Genomic DNA, 15,537 nt, shown 5'->3' on the forward strand with positions numbered 1-15,537 from the left:
GCACACCCCTACAATTGAAGAAGTCTTCAATTCGCCATATGTGACGGCTGATACCTGCACGATGCGGAACCGGGGCTCCCGTGCGGACCATGGCGCGGAGGAAGACGGCCCGCGGCCTCGTGCCTGGAGATCGCTCAACTCAGGGAGACGACAGTATGGGTGAGGGAACCGGGACGGCAGAGGGCCCCGAGAGCGCGCGGCACGAGGAGAAGGGCACGGACCGGGAAAGCTGGATCGAGCGCGGTGTCGCGATCCGGGCGGGCTTCTACATCTTCGGCACCCACCTGTTCGCGGGATTCGTCTGGCTGCTCATGTACCTGGGTGAGCACGCGGACAAGTAACGGGCTGCCCAGCGACGGCAGGGCCAAGGCCCGGTAGGCAGACTCGTCGGATCTAGGTCAGGACGAGCGGCACGGTGATGGTGAGGTGTTCGTCCGTGGTCGGCAGGGCGGTGGAAAGGGCGTTCATACGAGCCGCGAGGTGGCCGATCACCCGGCTGGTCAAGTCCTCGTCCCACTCCGCTGTGCCTTCCGGCGGCAGCCGCATCTCCTTCCCGACAGGTGGGTTGTCACCGAGATAGCGCGCCGTGTCCATGTTGACGACCCAGCAGGCCAGCGCGATCCTCACCTGCCCGGGTGCCGCCCACTGCGCCCGCACATGGGCACACATGCTGAAGTCGTCCCCACCGAAGGTGACCGTCGTGGAGAACGGCGTGCCACGGGGATACTGCCGTACCAGCTCGAGCACCGCCGGTTCCACAACGGCTCGCGCCATAGGTTCCGTGTACACAGTCCGCCCCCCCTGTCGAGCCGGCCTCCAGCATCCCAGACCGGACGTGCGAAGGACAGACCGTCTGCCGTCCCGACCCGGAGGTGAACGCCGCCGCCGACCCAAGCGGCGATCCAGGACGGACGCCGCTTGAGGGCCCTCGCTACGACGGCGGTTTCGCCTGCGTCTGGGCGGCCCGCAGGTCGGCGAGCAGTTCGGCCTGTCCGGCGAGCACGCCGGAGAGGATGGTCCGTGCGACCCGCAGCAGCTCGGCGAGGTGCGGGCTGGTCAGCGAGTAGTACACGGTGGAACCCTCCTTGCGCGCCACCACCAGGTTCGCCCTCCGCAGCACCGCGAGCTGCTGCGACAGATGCGCGGGCTCGATGCCCACCTCGGGCAGCATCTCGGCGACCGCGTACTCGCGTTCGCTCAGCAGTTCCAGGACCCGAATACGGGCCGGGTGGCCGATCGTCTTGAAGAACTCGGCCTTCAGCTGGTAGAGCGGCGTGCTCATCGTGGCGTCCCCTCCCCGGTGGAGCAGTACAGCCGTCTCGACCGGCCCTCGGCACATCGCATCCACTCTCCCCCGCCCTTGGGGCCAGGGGACCCCCACCTCGTTTCGCTCGTCACACACATGCGTCCCATCCTCGCCTGCGTCAGCGGCCACGCCGAAATCCGCACACGAGAACCGTCCCGTCCGGAGGGAGGCTTGGGGCGGGGCGTTGGGGGCTGCCGGGGGCGGGCCGTCCCGCCGGGGATGCGCCTAGTGCGGTAGGCCTGTTCTCTTCAGAGAGGGAGGGTGATCCAGATGCTCTTGCCCTGGCCGTCGGCGTCGCCCCGGACGACTGCGGTACCGCTCAGGCCGAGGGTGAGTTCCATGACGGTCGCCAGGCCGCCGCTCCCGGTGCCCGTGCCGGTGACCGGCGCGTACAGCGGCGGCTGGTAGGGGTGGCGGTCGTGTACGGCGAAGGCCAGGCAGTCCACGTCGGCCGCGTAGATCACGGTCAGCTCCGGCGAGAGCAGGGCGGCGTGCCGCACGCTGTTGGTGACCAGCTCGCCGAGTATCAGCAGGGCCGGGCCGACGGCGGGGTGGCGCAGGCTGATCCCCCACTCGCTCAGCGCCCGCCCGGCCGTCTGCCGGGACAGCCGGACGGCGGACGGCGCGGTGGGCAGGGTGAGGACATGCCGGTGGGGCAGGGCTTCGAGCCGTGGGGAGATCAACGCTCCGTCCCCCGGGCCCGCCGGAAACCGGAGACCGTCTGGGGATGGATCCGCACGATCGTGTCGTGCGGGCCGTACGCCCAGCCGGTGGGCGTACGGCGCACGGGGGCACCTCCCATGCCCTTCAGGCTGTGGAGGAGGGCGTCCTCGTTCGGATCGGTGATCGTCTCGGCGGGTCCGGTGGCCGTCGCCGTCCAGCCGGTGCCGGTCGCGGCCCGCACCTCGTTCACCTGGTACGTCGGCGCCTGTGCCGGGGTGCGCACCACCAGGCGCCCGCACTCCCGCGTGTGCCGGCCGGGCCGGATGACGGGCAGGTCCCGCCGCGTGTACACCAGCCGTCCCAGCGCGCTGTGCTCCAGCAGCCGCAGGGCCTCCGCGCCGGAGACCTCGACCCTACGCAACGATGCCGGCTCGGTGCTCATCCGACGGTTCCCCCTGTTTCCTCGCTGACGGGCCGCCACGTCCGGGCGGGGAGCGGCGGCAGGACACCGGCGCACTCCAGGTGGTTGCGGGCGCCGTGGATCGCTTCGGGCGTGGAGGCGTACTCGTGCCCGTCCCGGCACAGCAGTTCCAGCGCGCCGACCGAGTCCAGGACCTGGCGCTGGCCGGGGCGTATGCCGGAGGCCATGACGACGATGCCGCGCCGGCCCAGCTTCTGGACGGCGTCCTTGAGGACGAGGGCTCCGGTGGCGTCGATGGTGCTCACCCGGGACATCCGCAGGATGACCACGCGGACGTCGGCGACCTCGGCCAGCTCCAGCAGGAACCGGTGGGCAGCGGCGAAGAACAGCGGTCCGTCGATGCGGTAGGCGACGATGTGCTCGGCCAGCAGCGCGTGTTCCTCCGCGCTGTGGTCGCCCCGGTCGAGGGGGACCTGGTCCAGGCGGGCCTGTGCGGCCACCGCGCGCAGGGCGAGGGCGCCGGCGACCACCAGGCCGATGATCACGGCGTACACCAGGTCCAGGGCCAGGGTCGCGACGGCGGTCAGGACGAGGATCAGCGCGTCGGAGCGGGTGGCCTTGGCCATGGCCCGCAGCGAACTGACCTCGACCATCCGGATCGCGGTGGCCAGCAGCACGCCGGCCAGTGCGGCGAGCGGGATCCTGGAGACGAGGGGCGCTGCCGCGAAGACGATGACGGCGAGGACCGCCGCGTGGACGAGGGCGGCGAGGCGGGAGTTCGCGCCGGTGCGGACATTGACCGCGGTCCGCGCGATCGCACCGGTCGCGGGCACGCCGCCGAACAGCGGCGCGGCGATGTTGGCCAGCCCCTGGCCGAACAGTTCGCGGTCCGGGTCGTGCTGCTGGCCGACCGTCATGCCGTCGGCGACCGACGCCGACAGCAGCGACTCCAGGGCGGCCAGCGCCGCCACGGCGACGGCCGGGGCCAGCAGCGAGCCGAGTGCGCCGAGGTCGAGGAAGGAGAGGGACGGTGCGGGCAGGCCGGACGGCAGGTCACCGATCGGCCGCGCCGCGTCCAGTCCGGCGACCTGGGCCACGACGGTGGCGGCGATCACGGCGAGAAGGGAGAAGGGGATCGTGGGCCGTCGGCGGGCGCCGGTGAGCATGACGGCGGCGACCGCCAGGGCGAGGGCGACGGCTGTCCAGTTCGGGTGCCTCGCGAACTCCTGCAGCGCGCGCCAGGCCACCACGAGGACACGGTCGCCCTCGGGACCGGGTACCCCGAGGGCGTTCGGGATCTGCTGCACCCCGATGACGCAGGCGATGCCGAGGGTGAAGCCCTCCACGACGGGCGCGGGCACGTACCGCATGTATTTCCCGGCCCTGAGCAGGGCGAGCGCGACGAGCATCGCGCCTGCCATCAGCCCGACCGTGAGCACCCCGGACGGCCCGTGCTCCGCGACGATCGGCACCAGCACCACGGTCATCGCGCCCGTCGGCCCGGACACCTGGAGATTCGAGCCGCCGAACACCGCGGCCAGCGCACCGGCGACGACCGCGGTCGCCAGTCCGGCCTCGGCGCCGAGCCCGGAGGAGACGCCGAAGCCGAGCGCGAGCGGCAACGCGACGATCGCCACCGTGAGGCCGGCCAGCAGGTCCCGGCGCGGGCCTCGGCGCATCTCCGCCAGATCACTGCGGCCGGGCAGCAGCGCGGCGACCCGGCCCGAGAGACGGGTGAAGGCGGATGTCATCGCGCGGCGACCTCGTTTTCCCGCAACTCGGCCAGCAGTTCGTTCCGTCCGGCCAGCAGCTCGGTCAGGATGCGGCGCGCGGCCCGCATCAGATCGGCGACGTCCCCGCCCGCCAGCTCGTACGTCACCGTCGAGCCGGTGCGCGTGGCGGTGACGATCCCGGAGCGGCGCAGCACGGCCAGTTGTTGCGACAGGGCGGAGGGCTCGACCTCGATGGCGGCCAGCAGGTCCCGTACCGGTTTCGGCCCGTCCTGCAACAGCTCCAGCACCCGGATGCGCACCGGATGCCCAAGCATCCGGAAGAACTCCGCCTTCGCCTCGTACAGCGGAACGGACACGATGGCGCTTCCTTTCCTTGGCAGCGCCCCGTCCGGGGCGAGCGAAGGCCGCCCCCCGACACTTGCGAGAACAGCCAACACAGCATCTAGCCAATTGCATAATTTTGCAATTCAGCATGTGATTGACATCTGGGCGTCGTCGGACCTCCGGGGGAGGCTGCCACCCTCGCCCATGCGCCTCCTGCCACCCCGCTTGCGATCCTCCTCACTCCCGGTCCGTCGCCTCAAGGCCCAGGGTGTACGGGTGGTGACGATATGCTCACGCGGTGGGCAGGCATCTCTGTCGGGCCGTGGTCCGGACCGCCGGAGGAATCGGACGGGGAGCCGGCCCGGTCGAGTGCGGGACGAGGGAAGGCGATGAAATGCGGCAGGCAGGGGTGCTCGATGTCGGGTGCCACAGCGCTCTGCTGACGTTGGTGCGGCAGCGTCCGGGGGCGCTGCTGGAGCCGGTGTTCTCCCGAAAGGTGCGGCTGAGACTGCACGAGACCCTCGATCACAAGGGGCAGTTGGACAAGGTCGGCGTGAAGAGCGTCGAGCGTGCCGTGGCCGAGGCCGTCGCCGCCGACCCGCGCGGACCGGAGGTGTTCGCCTTCGCGACCTCCGTCATCCGGGACGCGCCCAACCGCGACGAGATCATCGCGCGGGTCGCACGCGCCACGGGCACCCGCCTGCAGGTGCTGACCGGCGAGGAGGAAGCCCGGCTGGCCTACGTGGCCGCCCGCCAGTGGGCGGGCCCGGCGACCGGGGAACTGCTGGTCCTGGACATCGGCGGCGGCACCGTGGAGATCGCCTCCGGCACCGCGGCCCAGCCCCGTACCGTCCACTCGCTGCCGCTGGGAGCCCGCAGGATCACCCGGGACTGGCTTCCCGGCGGGACCACGCCGTCCCCACGCCGCCTGGCCGAGATCCGGCGGCATCTGCGCCGGTCCCTGGAGGCCGTCCCCGGCCTGCCCCAGGCCGAGCCGGGCATGCGGGTACTGGCCTGCTCCAAGACCTTCGAACAACTCGCCCGGCTCACGGCAGCCCAGGGCAAGACACCACGAACCGTACGGCGGCTGGCGCTGCCCCACCTGCGCAGATCGGTCTCCCTGCTGGCCGACGCGGAACCGTCCCGCCGCGCCGAGCTGCCCGGCATCTCCCGGCACCGTGCCGAACAGTCCCTGGCCGGAGCCCTGATCGCACAGGCGCTCATGGAGGCCTGCGGGGCCAAGAAGGTCGAGATCTGCCCCTGGTCCACCCGGGAGGGACTGCTGCTCGAACACCTCGGCACACCCCGCACCTCAGCGGGCCGCCGCCGCGACGGCGGCTGAACCCGGCTGCCGACGTTCAACGCCGGAGCCGTTCCGGCCGACGGGTCATGGCGACCCCTCGGCGCCCCGCCCATCCGCACCGTCCGGTCAGGACTCCGTCCAGGACGGGAAGGGCGATGACCGTCCAGCGCCGCACGGTCCTGCCGATGCGGACCCTGGGCGCATGCCTCGGCCCTACGACTTCCGCGCCGGTACCCGCCACAGCAGTACGGTGCCGCCGCCCTCGGGCGTCCCGAGTTCCAGTCCGCCGCCCAGTTGCTCGGCGCGCTCCCCCATGTTGCGCAGCCCGCTGCGGCGGCCGTCGGCGGGGATGCCCACCCCGTTGTCGGTGACCGACAGCCGTACCTCGCGCCCGTCCGTGGCCAGGAGCACGTCGGCGCGGTTCGCCCGGGCGTGCCGGGCGATGTTGGTCAGTGCCTCGGAGAGCACCGCCACCACATGATCGGCGATGTCCTTCGGCACGTCGGTGTCCAGCAGGCCTTCCATCCGGACGCCGGGAGCGAAGCCGAGCACCGGGGCCGCCTCCCCCACGACCCGTACGGCACGAGCCCGCAGGCCGCTCTCTCCCGTGCCTCCACGTGCGCGCAGGCCGAAGATCGTCGACCTGATGATCTTGATGGTCTCGTCGAGGTCGTCGACCGCGCGCGCCACGCGCTCGGCGGCCTCCTCGTGCTCGATGAAGCGGCCGGCGCTCTGCAGTGTCATACCGGTGGCGAACAGCCGTTGGATGGCCAGATCGTGCAGGTCGCGTGCGATGCGGTCCCGGTCCATGAGCACCGCGACCGCTTCGGCGTCCTGGCGGCGTTCGGCCAGTTCCATCGCGATGGCGGCCTGTGCGGCGAAGGACTGCAAGGTCTCGGTCTCCGTCGCCGAGAACCCCGGCTGACCGGCCTTCCGCGCCAGCAGGACCACGCCCCGTGGACCCGCGTCTCCCGTGCCGATGGGCACCGCCACGGCGGGTCCGAGTCCGCCGAACCGCGGGGGCTCCAGGGAGATGCGTTCGTCGTGGGTGACGTCCGCGCTGGTGACGGGGGCGGCACCGGAGAACGCCAGCCCCATCAGGCTCTTGTCCATCGCCAGTACGAGGCCCCGGTGTGCGTCGGCGTCCATCCCGACGGCGATCTCCACCGCGAGTGACCCGGTGTCCTCCATGGGCAGCGCGACCGCCGCCAGGGCGGATCCGGTGATCTCGCCGGCCCGCTCGGCGATCAGGGCGAGGACCTCGGCGCTCTCAGCGCCGGACATCAGGCCGTGGGTGACCTCCGCGTTCGCCCGCAGCCAGCGTTCCCGCAGCCGGGACTCCTCGTACAGCCGGGCGTTGTCGATCGCGACGCCGGCCGCCACGGCGAGCGTCAGCGTGACCGACACGTCGTCCTCGTCGAACTGGGCGCCGCCCCGCTTCTCGGTCAGGTACAGATTGCCGAAGATCTGGTCGCGCACCCGGATCGGGACGCCCAGGAAGGTGTTCATCGGCGGGTGGTGCGCCGGGAAGCCGTACGAGGCCGCGTGCTCGGAGATCTTCGCCAGGCGCAGTGGCTCGGGGTGGTGGATCAGCTCCCCCAGGATGCCGTGCCCCTCCGGGTACGGGCCGATCCGTGCGATCTGCTTCTCGCTGATCCCGACGGTGTGGAAGGCGGACAGCCGCCTGCCGTCCGGGCCGATCACGCCGAGCGCCGCGTACTCCGCGTCGACCAGGACAGCGGCGGCCTCCACGATGCTGCGCAGGGCCTGTTCCAGGTCCAGCTCCCGGCCGACCGACAGCACCGCCTCCAGCAGGCTGTGCACCCGGTCCCGGGTGCCACGGGCCGCGTCCAGCCGCGACTGCAGCTCCTCCAGCAGCTCGTCCAGCCGCAACTGAGGCAGGCGCACGCGAGCCTCCTCGGGGGTTTCCACCCTGCGTTCCTCCAGGTCCCCTCTTACGCACGGACGCCCAACGGTCCGGTCAGTTGTCACGGTAGTGGTCAGCGGCAGGGTCCGGTAGCGAATCGAGCCGAGCACCCGGGCTCCCGGCTTCCGCGCCTCTGGATCACCGACATCACGTCTGGCCTGGACCGTCACCCCCCGTGCGTCGGGTCTCACGGCTGACCCCTCGGACCTGCCGGGGCCGACCGGCCCAGTGGTGGGGACCGAAAGCACCTGCCCCTTCCGGTCCCGGCGGCCGGACGCTGGAGAGGTACCCAGCCCGCAGCCCACCGGAGGAGACCGGCGTCATGGTCCGTTACGTGTACGACTTCACGGAAGGCGGCCGTGACCAGGCCGACCTGCTCGGCGGCAAGGGCGCGAACCTGGCCGAGATGACCCGGCTGGGCCTGCCGGTCCCGCCGGGCTTCACCGTCACCAGCGAGGCCTGCCGGGCCTTCCTCGCCGACGGCACCGAGCCGGAGACCCTGGCCGGCGAGATCTCCGCCCACCTCGCCGCCCTGGAGCAGGCCGCGGGGCGGCGACTGGGACAGCCGGACGACCCGTTGCTGCTGTCCGTCCGCTCCGGGGCGCGGTTCTCCATGCCCGGGATGATGGAGACGATCCTCGACATCGGGCTGAGCGACGACGCCGTGCTCGGCCTGGCGAAGGTCTCCGGGAATGAACGCTTCGCCTGGGACTCCTACCGCCGCCTCGTCCAGATGTTCGGCAGTACGGTCATGGGCGTCGACAGCTCCCTGTTCGAGGACGCCATCGCCGACCTCAAGCGAAAGCAGGGGGCGACGAACGACCTGGGCCTGAACGCGGCGGACCTGGCCGGGCTGGTCGGGACGTACAAGAAACTGATCCGCCGGGTGACCGGTGAGGACTTCCCGCAGTCCCCGGCCGAACAGCTGCGCCGGGCGGTCCTGGCCGTCTTCGAGTCCTGGCAGGGCGAGCGCGCCCGCCTCTACCGGCGCCGCGAGCACATCCCCGACGACCTGGGCACCGCCGTCAACGTGCAGACCATGGTCTTCGGCAACCTCGGCCACGACTCCGGCAGCGGTGTCGCCTTCACCCGGGACCCGGCCACCGGACAGCCCGGCCTCTACGGCGACTACCTGGCCGACGCCCAGGGCGAGGACGTTGTCGCCGGCATCCGCAACACCGTTCCGCTGACCGCCCTGGAGGAGCTGGACCCCGTCTCGTACGGGCAACTGCGCGACCACATGGGCACGTTGGAGACCCACTACCGAGACCTGTGCGACATCGAGTTCACCATCGAGCGCGGCCGGCTGTGGATGCTGCAGACCCGCGTGGGCAAGCGCACCGCCGAGGCCGCGTTCGCCATCGCGGCGGAGCTGACCGACGAGAAGCTGATCACCCCCGACGAGGGCCTGGCCCGGGTCGGCGGGGACGGCCTGGCCCGGCTGATGTTCCCCCGGTTCGACACCTCTGCCGTCGGTGAGGCGCTCGCCCACGGACTGCCCGCCTCACCGGGTGCGGCCGTGGGCGCGGCCGTGTTCGACTCGGCCGAGGCGGTCCGCCGGGCCGCCGCGGGCGAGGAGGTCGTCCTCGTACGCCAGGAGACCACCCCCGACGATCTGCCGGGCATGATCGCCGCGCAGGCGGTCCTCACCAGCCGCGGCGGCAAGACCAGCCACGCGGCCGTCGTCGCCCGGGGCATGGGCACGGTGTGCGTGTGCGGTGCCGAGGAACTCACCGTCGACACGGCGGCGCGTCGCTTCACCGTGGGCGACACAGTCGTCGAGGAAGGCACCGTCATCTCCGTCGACGGCTCCGAGGGGGCCGTGTACCTGGGCGCCGCTCCGCTGGTCGACTCCGCGGTGATGCGGTACTTCGAGACGGGCGAGAAGTCGGCCGGGCTGGTCGAGGCCGTGGCCCGCGCCATGGAACGGGCCGACGGCGCCCGGCGGCTGGAGGTGCGGGCCAACGCCGACACCCCCGAGGACGCCGCCCGCGCCCGGCGGTTCGGCGCGCAGGGTGTCGGGCTGTGCCGCACCGAGCACATGTTCCTCGGGGAGCGCCGCAAGCTGGTCGAGGCGATGATCCTGGCCGCCGACGAGACCGAGCGGGAGAGGGCGCTGAGCGCGCTGCTGCCGCTCCAGCGGCGGGACTTCGTCGGCATCCTGGAGGCGATGGACGGTCTGCCGGTCACCATCCGGCTCATCGACCCGCCCCTGCACGAGTTCCTGCCCGACCGCACCGCACTCGCCGTCCGCATCGCCGCCGCCGAGGCCCGAGGCGATCGGCCCGACCCGCACGACGCCGAACTCCTCGCAGCGGTCAACCGTATGCACGAGGAGAATCCGATGCTCGGGCTGCGCGGTGTCCGTCTGGGTCTGATCGTCCCGGGGCTGGTGGCCATGCAGGTGCGGGCGATAGCCGAGGCGGTCGTCGAACGCGTCCGGGCCGGGGGCTCCCCCGAGGCCGAGATCATGGTCCCGCTGGTCGGTGCCGTCGAGGAACTGCGTATCGAGCGGGCCGAGGTGGAGCGCGTGCTGGCCGAGGTCTCCGAGGAGTCCGGCATCCCCGTGCACTGCCCGGTCGGCACGATGATCGAGCTGCCCCGGGCCGCGCTCACCGCCGGCCGGATCGCGGAGGAGGCGGAGTTCTTCTCCTTCGGCACCAACGACCTCACCCAGACCACCTGGGGCTTCTCCCGCGACGACGTGGAGGCGGCGTTCTTCTCCGCCTACCTCGACAAGGGCATCTTCGCCGCCTCACCCTTCGAGACCCTCGACCGTGACGGTGTGGGCCGGCTGGTGCGGATCGCGGTCGACGAGGGCCGTGCCGCACGCCCCGACCTGAAGATCGGCGTCTGCGGCGAACACGGCGGGGACCCCGACTCCGTGCACTTCTTCCACTCGGTCGGCCTGGACTACGTCTCCTGCTCGCCGTTCCGCGTCCCGGTCGCGCGGCTGGAGGCCGGACGGGCCGCGCTCCCCGAGTCGGGGACGAGCGACAGCAGGTGACGAGGAGGTGGGGCACATGACCCGCATCGTCGGTGAGGTGATGACCCATGAGGTCGTCGAGGCCCACCGGGAGACTCCGGTCAAGGACGTTCTGCGGTTGCTGCACCGGCATCGGATCAGTGGGCTGCCCGTGGTCGACGAGGACGAAAAGGTCGTCGGAGTGATCTCGGAGAGCGATCTCATCCGCCGGCAGGCGGCCCGGTCCCCGAGGGCCCACGGCGTCACGGCGCAGGAGCTGATGTCCACGCCCGCGATCACCGTGCACCCGGAACAGCGGATCGCGGACGCCGCGCGCGTGATGGAGCGTCACGGCGTCGAACGTCTTCCGGTCGTGGACGAGGAGGACCGGCTGATCGGCATCGCCACCCGGCGCGACCTGCTGCGCGTCTTCCTGCGCACGGACGACGAGATCCGCCGGGAGATCAGCGACGAGGTGCTGCCCCGCGCCCTCGGCCGACCGGACCACGACGTGACCGTCTCGGTCCGCGACGGCATGGCCACGCTGGAAGGGGCGCTGGAGCACGGCGCGGACCTTCCGCTCGTGATCCGGCCGACGTTCCGGGTGGACGGTGTGGTGGGCGTCGTCAACAGGGGCACGAGCTGCTGCTGTCCGCGCCGTTCGGCGATGTCTTCCTCGACGACCCGGTGGATGCGACCACCCCCGTCGTACTGGTCTCGGCAGGCATCGGCTGCACTCCCATGACCGGCATCCTGGCCCGCCTCGCCGCCCTCCGTTCCATCCGCCCGGTACTGGTCCTGCACGCCGACCGCTCCCCCGCCGACCACGCCCTGCGGGCCGAGACGCACGACCTCGTCGGGCGACTGCGGGGCGCCCGGGCCGTCTTCTGGCACGAGCATCCCGGACCCGAGGAACCTGACGCCCGCACCGGCCTGATGGACCTGGGCGGAACGCGACTCCCCGACAACGCCACGGTGTTCCTGTGCGGCCCGCTGCCCTTCATGCGGGAGATACGCGGACAGCTGCTCGGCGCCGGGGTTCCCGCGCGACGCATCCGCCACGAGGTCTTCGGACCCGACGTGTGGCTGCCCGACAACACCTCCTGATCAGCACCGCGGCTTACGACCCCTCACTGAAAGGACCCCTGATGACCAGCGACAACGTCCAGGAGACTCCCCTGGTCCGGCTGCGCGCCGACGGCGCCGTGGACGAGGAGACCCTGGCCTACGCCCGTACGAAGATCGACGCCGTCGTCGGCAGGCCGGGCCTGCCCACCGTCACCGGCGAGGTGCACATCGTGCGGGCGACCGCCCACCACGCCGACGCCGCGTGGTCGGCCACCGCCGACCTGCGCATCGGCAGCCGGCAGGTGGTGGCGGTCGCCGAGGAGGCGACGGGCACGGAGGTCGTCGACCGGCTCCGGGACCGGCTGCGCCGCCAGACAGACAGGGCCGCACACGCCTGGGACGACGGACACCGGACGACAGCGCCTCCGTGGCGCGGTGGAGCCTCGGAAGCCCCCCGCACCGCATGATTCCCACTGCCTGATTCCGCAGCGGCGAAGCGACGACAGCGGCCCGGTCGGCGACGTCCCACCGACCGGGCCACCGGGCCCATGTCCGGGTGGGCCGTCCGGCCCCCTGAAGCGACCAACGGCCCACTGACGCACGGCCTGTCGGCGGGAAATCGTGGGAGGCACGGTTACCGATCGACCGGCGAGCACGAGGAGTTGTGTGATGGCGAAGGCATATCTGGTGGGCAGCGGAATCGCGGCACTGGCCGCGGCCACGTTCCTGATCCGCGACGGCGGCTTCAGGGGTTGCGACATCCACCTCTTCGAGGAACAGCGGACCCTCGGCGGCAGCCTCGACGCGGGCGGCACGCCGGACACCGGCTACACCATGCGCGGCGGGCGCATGTTCGAGGCCGAGTTCCGCTGCACGTACGACCTGCTGTCCGGCATCCCGACCCTGGACGACCCCGCCGTCTCGGTGACCGAGGAGATCCTGGCCGGACACGAGGACTTCGCCTGGGACGACATCGCCCGGCTCGTCGACGGGGACGGCAAGATCATCGACACGACCTCCATGGGGTTCTCCGAACGCGACCGGCTGGAGCTGGTCCGCTGCCTGGCCACCCCGGAAGGGCACCTCGACGGCAAGAAGATCACCGACTGCTTCGGCGAACACTTCTTCACCACCAACTTCTGGTTCATGTGGTGCACCACGTTCGCCTTCCAGCCCTGGCACAGCGCCATCGAGTTCCGCCGCTACCTGAGGCGCTTCATCCACCTGTTCTCCGAGTTCGCCTCCATGTCGGCCATCCACCGGACCCGCTACAACCAGTACGACTCCATCGTCCGGCCCCTGACCGCCTGGCTCCGCGAACACGGCGTCACCGTGCACACCGGCTGCCACGTCACCGACCTCGGCTTCGCCCCGGGCGCCGGGCACAGCACGGTCGAGACCATCTACCTGAACCAGGGCGGCTTCGACAAGGAGATCACCGTCGCGCCCGAGGACCTGGTCCTCGTCACCAACGGCTCCATGACCGACGCCTCCAGCCTCGGCTCGCACACCTCCGCGCCTCCCCCGGCCCCGCACCGCTCGGACGCCTGGCTGCTGTGGCACCGACTGGCCCGTGGCCGCGACGACTTCGGTGACCCCGCCGTCTTCGACAAGCACGTCAAGGACTCCCGGTGGGAGTCGTTGACGGTCACCACGAGGGACCCCGCCTTCCTGGAGGCGCTCAAGGAGTTCAGTGGCCGCGAGACGGGCAGGGGCGGACTGATGACCTTCACCGAGTCCAACTGGCTGCTCACGATCGTCGCGGACCGCCAGCCCGTCTACCGCGACCAGCCCGACGGAGTCTCGGTCTGGTGGGGCTACGGCCTGCACCCCGGCCGCGCCGGCAACCACACCCCCAAGCCGATGACGATGTGCAGCGGCCGGGAGATCCTCGAAGAGGTCCTCCAGCACCTCCCGTTCGACGAGCCGACCAGGGCCCGGATCCTGGAGACCTCCACCGTGGTGCCCTGCGTGATGCCGTACATCACCAGCCAGTTCCTGACCCGCCGCCGCGACGACCGTCCCCAGGTGGTACCGGAAGGGTCGGTCAACCTCGCCTTCATCGGGCAGTTCGCCGAGGTGCCCGACGACGTCGTCTTCACCGTCGAGTACTCCGTACGCACCGCCTGGACGGCCGTGGCGCGGCTCCTGAAGCTGGAGAAGCGCCCTCCCCAGGTCTACAAGGGCCACCACGACCCCCACGTACTGGCCGCCGCCCTGGAGACCATGCACCGCCGATAGGTCACCCACGGCACGGGGGCCGTCCGGCCCACGGTGGGGACCATCGGCACCTGTGGGAACAGCGCGGCCCGAGAGACAGTGGAGGCAGGAGCGGCACCGATCCCCCGCGGTGTCGCTCCGTTGCACGTGGGCATTCGATCGTCCGCGTGGTCAGGGGGTTTCTGGTGCCCGCATGGACACGGGAGAGGGAGAAGCGTGAGCGACCCGCCGATACGGAAACCTGCCACGGCCGACGGCGACGCGTCGTCGAATGCCTCGGAAACGCGCAGGAATGTCGAGTTGGACGGTGCCGAGGCGCTGCGGCTCCTGGGCGGCGTGTCCCTGGGACGGATCGTGTTCACCCGGCTCGCGCTGCCGACGATCCGCCCGGTCAACCATGTCCTGGTCGACGGCGACATCGTCATCCGCACCCACGGTGACGCCACGCTGACCCGGTACGCCCAGCAGAACGGGGGTGAGGGGGCCGTCGTCGCCTACGAGGCCGACGACATCGACCCCGACACCCACCTCGGCTGGAGCGTCGTCGTCACGGGCTATGCGCGGCTGGTCACCGACCCGCGGGAGCTGGCCCGCTATCGGGCCTTGTTGCGTCCCTGGGTGATGCAGCGGATGGATCACGCCATCCGCATCAGCCCCGATCTGATCACCGGGGTCCGCCTCACGGCCGACGATCCGTCCGCGTCGGCCTGAACGACGGCGGACGCCGTCAGTCGTGCGCGACCACCGCGACCGGTGCGAGCGCGTGCTGCAGGACGGCGTGTGCCACCGGGCCGATGTGCGGGCCGAGCGAGCCCTCCCGACCACGGCGTCCCACGACGACCAGCGACGCGGCACGCGAGGCGTCGACCAGATGCGTGCCCGCGTCGCCGATCACGGCCTCAGCCGTCACTTCGATGCCCGGGTACTTGTCCTGCCAGGGGCCGAGCACATCGGCCAGCCTCTGCTCCACGTCGTCGGCGGCGGCCTCGCCGCCGTGAACCACACGCAGTCCGGTGGCCCGTCTGGACGCGGCGTCGAACGCGAACTCCAGAACACGGCCGTCAGGGGCGCGCAGATCCAGTCCCAGCACCACATCGCGGTACGGCGTCGTGTCACCAGCCCCGTCGAAAGCCTCCGTCCGGCGCTCCTGCCCGCCTTCCTCTTCGGCGCGGACCAGCACGACCGGCCGCTCCGCCCGAGCCACCACAGCAAGCGCTACGGAGCCCAGCAGGACCCCCGCCACCATGCCGAGGCCCCTCGATCCGAGCACCAGGAGTTCGGCCTCCCCCGCGACGGCGGCCAGCACCGGCACCGGCGGGCCGGCGATCTGCTCGGCGCTCACCCGTACCCCGGAGTGGCGATGGGCCAGCCGGGCCTTCGTCTCGGTCAGCAGGCGGGCGGAACGGTCCACTCCCGGCGGGGGAACCGGATGGCCGGCGAACGGCACGTAGTCGTGGGGTTGCTGCTCCCCCGCGTACACGACTCGGAGCGGAATCCCGTACATCACGGCCTCACGAGCGGCCCACTCGGCCGCGGCCAGACTTTCGTACGAGCCGTCAAGGCCGACGGCGACGGTGCGGGGCATGAGCCGTCCTCCTTCGGGAATG

The 15,537-nt window shown here is 71.6% G+C and carries 16 protein-coding genes; 8 read left to right on the top strand and 8 right to left on the bottom strand.

Going from position 1 to position 15,537, the window contains the following annotated elements:
• Positions 1-155 precede the first annotated feature (155 nt).
• Complete coding sequence (locus CW359_RS00335) at positions 156-341, top strand: DUF6126 family protein (RefSeq protein WP_105967633.1); 186 nt, start codon at positions 156-158, stop codon at positions 339-341.
• Positions 342-393: 52 nt separating this feature from the next.
• Here the strand turns inward: CW359_RS00335 and CW359_RS00340 are convergent, their stop codons facing one another.
• From CW359_RS00340 to CW359_RS00365, 6 genes are all read right to left on the bottom strand, one after another.
• Positions 394-774, bottom strand: coding sequence for a hypothetical protein (locus CW359_RS00340; protein ID WP_105967634.1), 381 nt, complete (start codon positions 772-774; stop codon positions 394-396).
• A gap of 157 nt (positions 775-931) precedes the next feature.
• Positions 932-1,282, bottom strand: coding sequence for an ArsR/SmtB family transcription factor (locus tag CW359_RS00345; RefSeq protein ID WP_105967635.1), 351 nt, complete (start codon positions 1,280-1,282; stop codon positions 932-934).
• 272 nt (positions 1,283-1,554) lie between these two features.
• Positions 1,555-1,986, bottom strand: a complete 432-nt coding sequence (locus tag CW359_RS00350; RefSeq protein WP_105968169.1) for an ATP-binding protein — start codon at positions 1,984-1,986, stop codon at positions 1,555-1,557.
• Positions 1,986-2,411: a pyridoxamine 5'-phosphate oxidase family protein gene (locus tag CW359_RS00355; protein WP_105967636.1), complete on the bottom strand. Its 426-nt coding sequence runs from the start codon at positions 2,409-2,411 to the stop codon at positions 1,986-1,988. The genes CW359_RS00350 and CW359_RS00355 overlap by 1 nt, the downstream gene beginning before the upstream one ends.
• Positions 2,408-4,141, bottom strand: coding sequence for a SulP family inorganic anion transporter (locus CW359_RS00360; RefSeq protein ID WP_105967637.1), 1,734 nt, complete (start codon positions 4,139-4,141; stop codon positions 2,408-2,410). Before CW359_RS00360 ends, CW359_RS00355 begins: the two co-directional genes overlap by 4 nt.
• The gene (locus CW359_RS00365; protein WP_105967638.1) at positions 4,138-4,479 is read right to left on the bottom strand and encodes an ArsR/SmtB family transcription factor; all 342 of its coding nucleotides are present in this window, start codon (positions 4,477-4,479) and stop codon (positions 4,138-4,140) included. Before CW359_RS00365 ends, CW359_RS00360 begins: the two co-directional genes overlap by 4 nt.
• Before the next feature lie 362 nt (positions 4,480-4,841).
• On the opposite strand from CW359_RS00365, the gene CW359_RS00370 reads away from it, so the two are divergent.
• Positions 4,842-5,789, top strand: a complete 948-nt coding sequence (locus tag CW359_RS00370) for a Ppx/GppA phosphatase family protein (protein WP_105967639.1) — start codon at positions 4,842-4,844, stop codon at positions 5,787-5,789.
• Between the two features lie 174 nt (positions 5,790-5,963).
• On the opposite strand, the gene CW359_RS00375 is transcribed toward CW359_RS00370, so the two are convergent.
• Complete coding sequence (locus CW359_RS00375) at positions 5,964-7,682, bottom strand: sensor histidine kinase (RefSeq protein WP_105967640.1); 1,719 nt, start codon at positions 7,680-7,682, stop codon at positions 5,964-5,966.
• A 317-nt stretch (positions 7,683-7,999) separates the two neighbouring features.
• Between CW359_RS00375 and ppdK the strand changes: the two genes are divergently transcribed.
• From ppdK to CW359_RS00405, 6 genes are all read left to right on the top strand, one after another.
• Positions 8,000-10,684 carry a pyruvate, phosphate dikinase gene (ppdK, locus tag CW359_RS00380; protein ID WP_105967641.1) on the top strand — a complete coding sequence of 895 codons (2,685 nt, stop codon included), beginning with the start codon at positions 8,000-8,002 and terminating at the stop codon, positions 10,682-10,684.
• A 16-nt stretch (positions 10,685-10,700) separates the two neighbouring features.
• The gene (locus CW359_RS00385; RefSeq protein WP_105967642.1) at positions 10,701-11,387 is read left to right on the top strand and encodes a CBS domain-containing protein; all 687 of its coding nucleotides are present in this window, start codon (positions 10,701-10,703) and stop codon (positions 11,385-11,387) included.
• Positions 11,384-11,749, top strand: a complete 366-nt coding sequence (locus CW359_RS00390; protein ID WP_232838133.1) for a ferredoxin reductase domain-containing protein — start codon at positions 11,384-11,386, stop codon at positions 11,747-11,749. The genes CW359_RS00385 and CW359_RS00390 overlap by 4 nt, the downstream gene beginning before the upstream one ends.
• A gap of 41 nt (positions 11,750-11,790) precedes the next feature.
• Positions 11,791-12,177, top strand: coding sequence for a hypothetical protein (locus CW359_RS00395; RefSeq protein WP_105967644.1), 387 nt, complete (start codon positions 11,791-11,793; stop codon positions 12,175-12,177).
• A 154-nt stretch (positions 12,178-12,331) separates the two neighbouring features.
• Positions 12,332-13,951, top strand: coding sequence for an oleate hydratase (locus CW359_RS00400; RefSeq protein ID WP_269805576.1), 1,620 nt, complete (start codon positions 12,332-12,334; stop codon positions 13,949-13,951).
• A 210-nt stretch (positions 13,952-14,161) separates the two neighbouring features.
• Positions 14,162-14,641, top strand: coding sequence for a pyridoxamine 5'-phosphate oxidase family protein (locus CW359_RS00405; protein WP_105968170.1), 480 nt, complete (start codon positions 14,162-14,164; stop codon positions 14,639-14,641).
• Between the two features lie 16 nt (positions 14,642-14,657).
• Here the strand turns inward: CW359_RS00405 and CW359_RS00410 are convergent, their stop codons facing one another.
• Entirely contained in the window at positions 14,658-15,515 is an 858-nt protein-coding gene (locus CW359_RS00410; RefSeq protein ID WP_105967646.1) for a universal stress protein, read from the bottom strand.
• Positions 15,516-15,537 lie beyond the last annotated feature (22 nt).

Source organism: Streptomyces geranii (assembly GCF_002954775.1).
Classification (GTDB): domain Bacteria; phylum Actinomycetota; class Actinomycetes; order Streptomycetales; family Streptomycetaceae; genus Streptomyces; species Streptomyces geranii.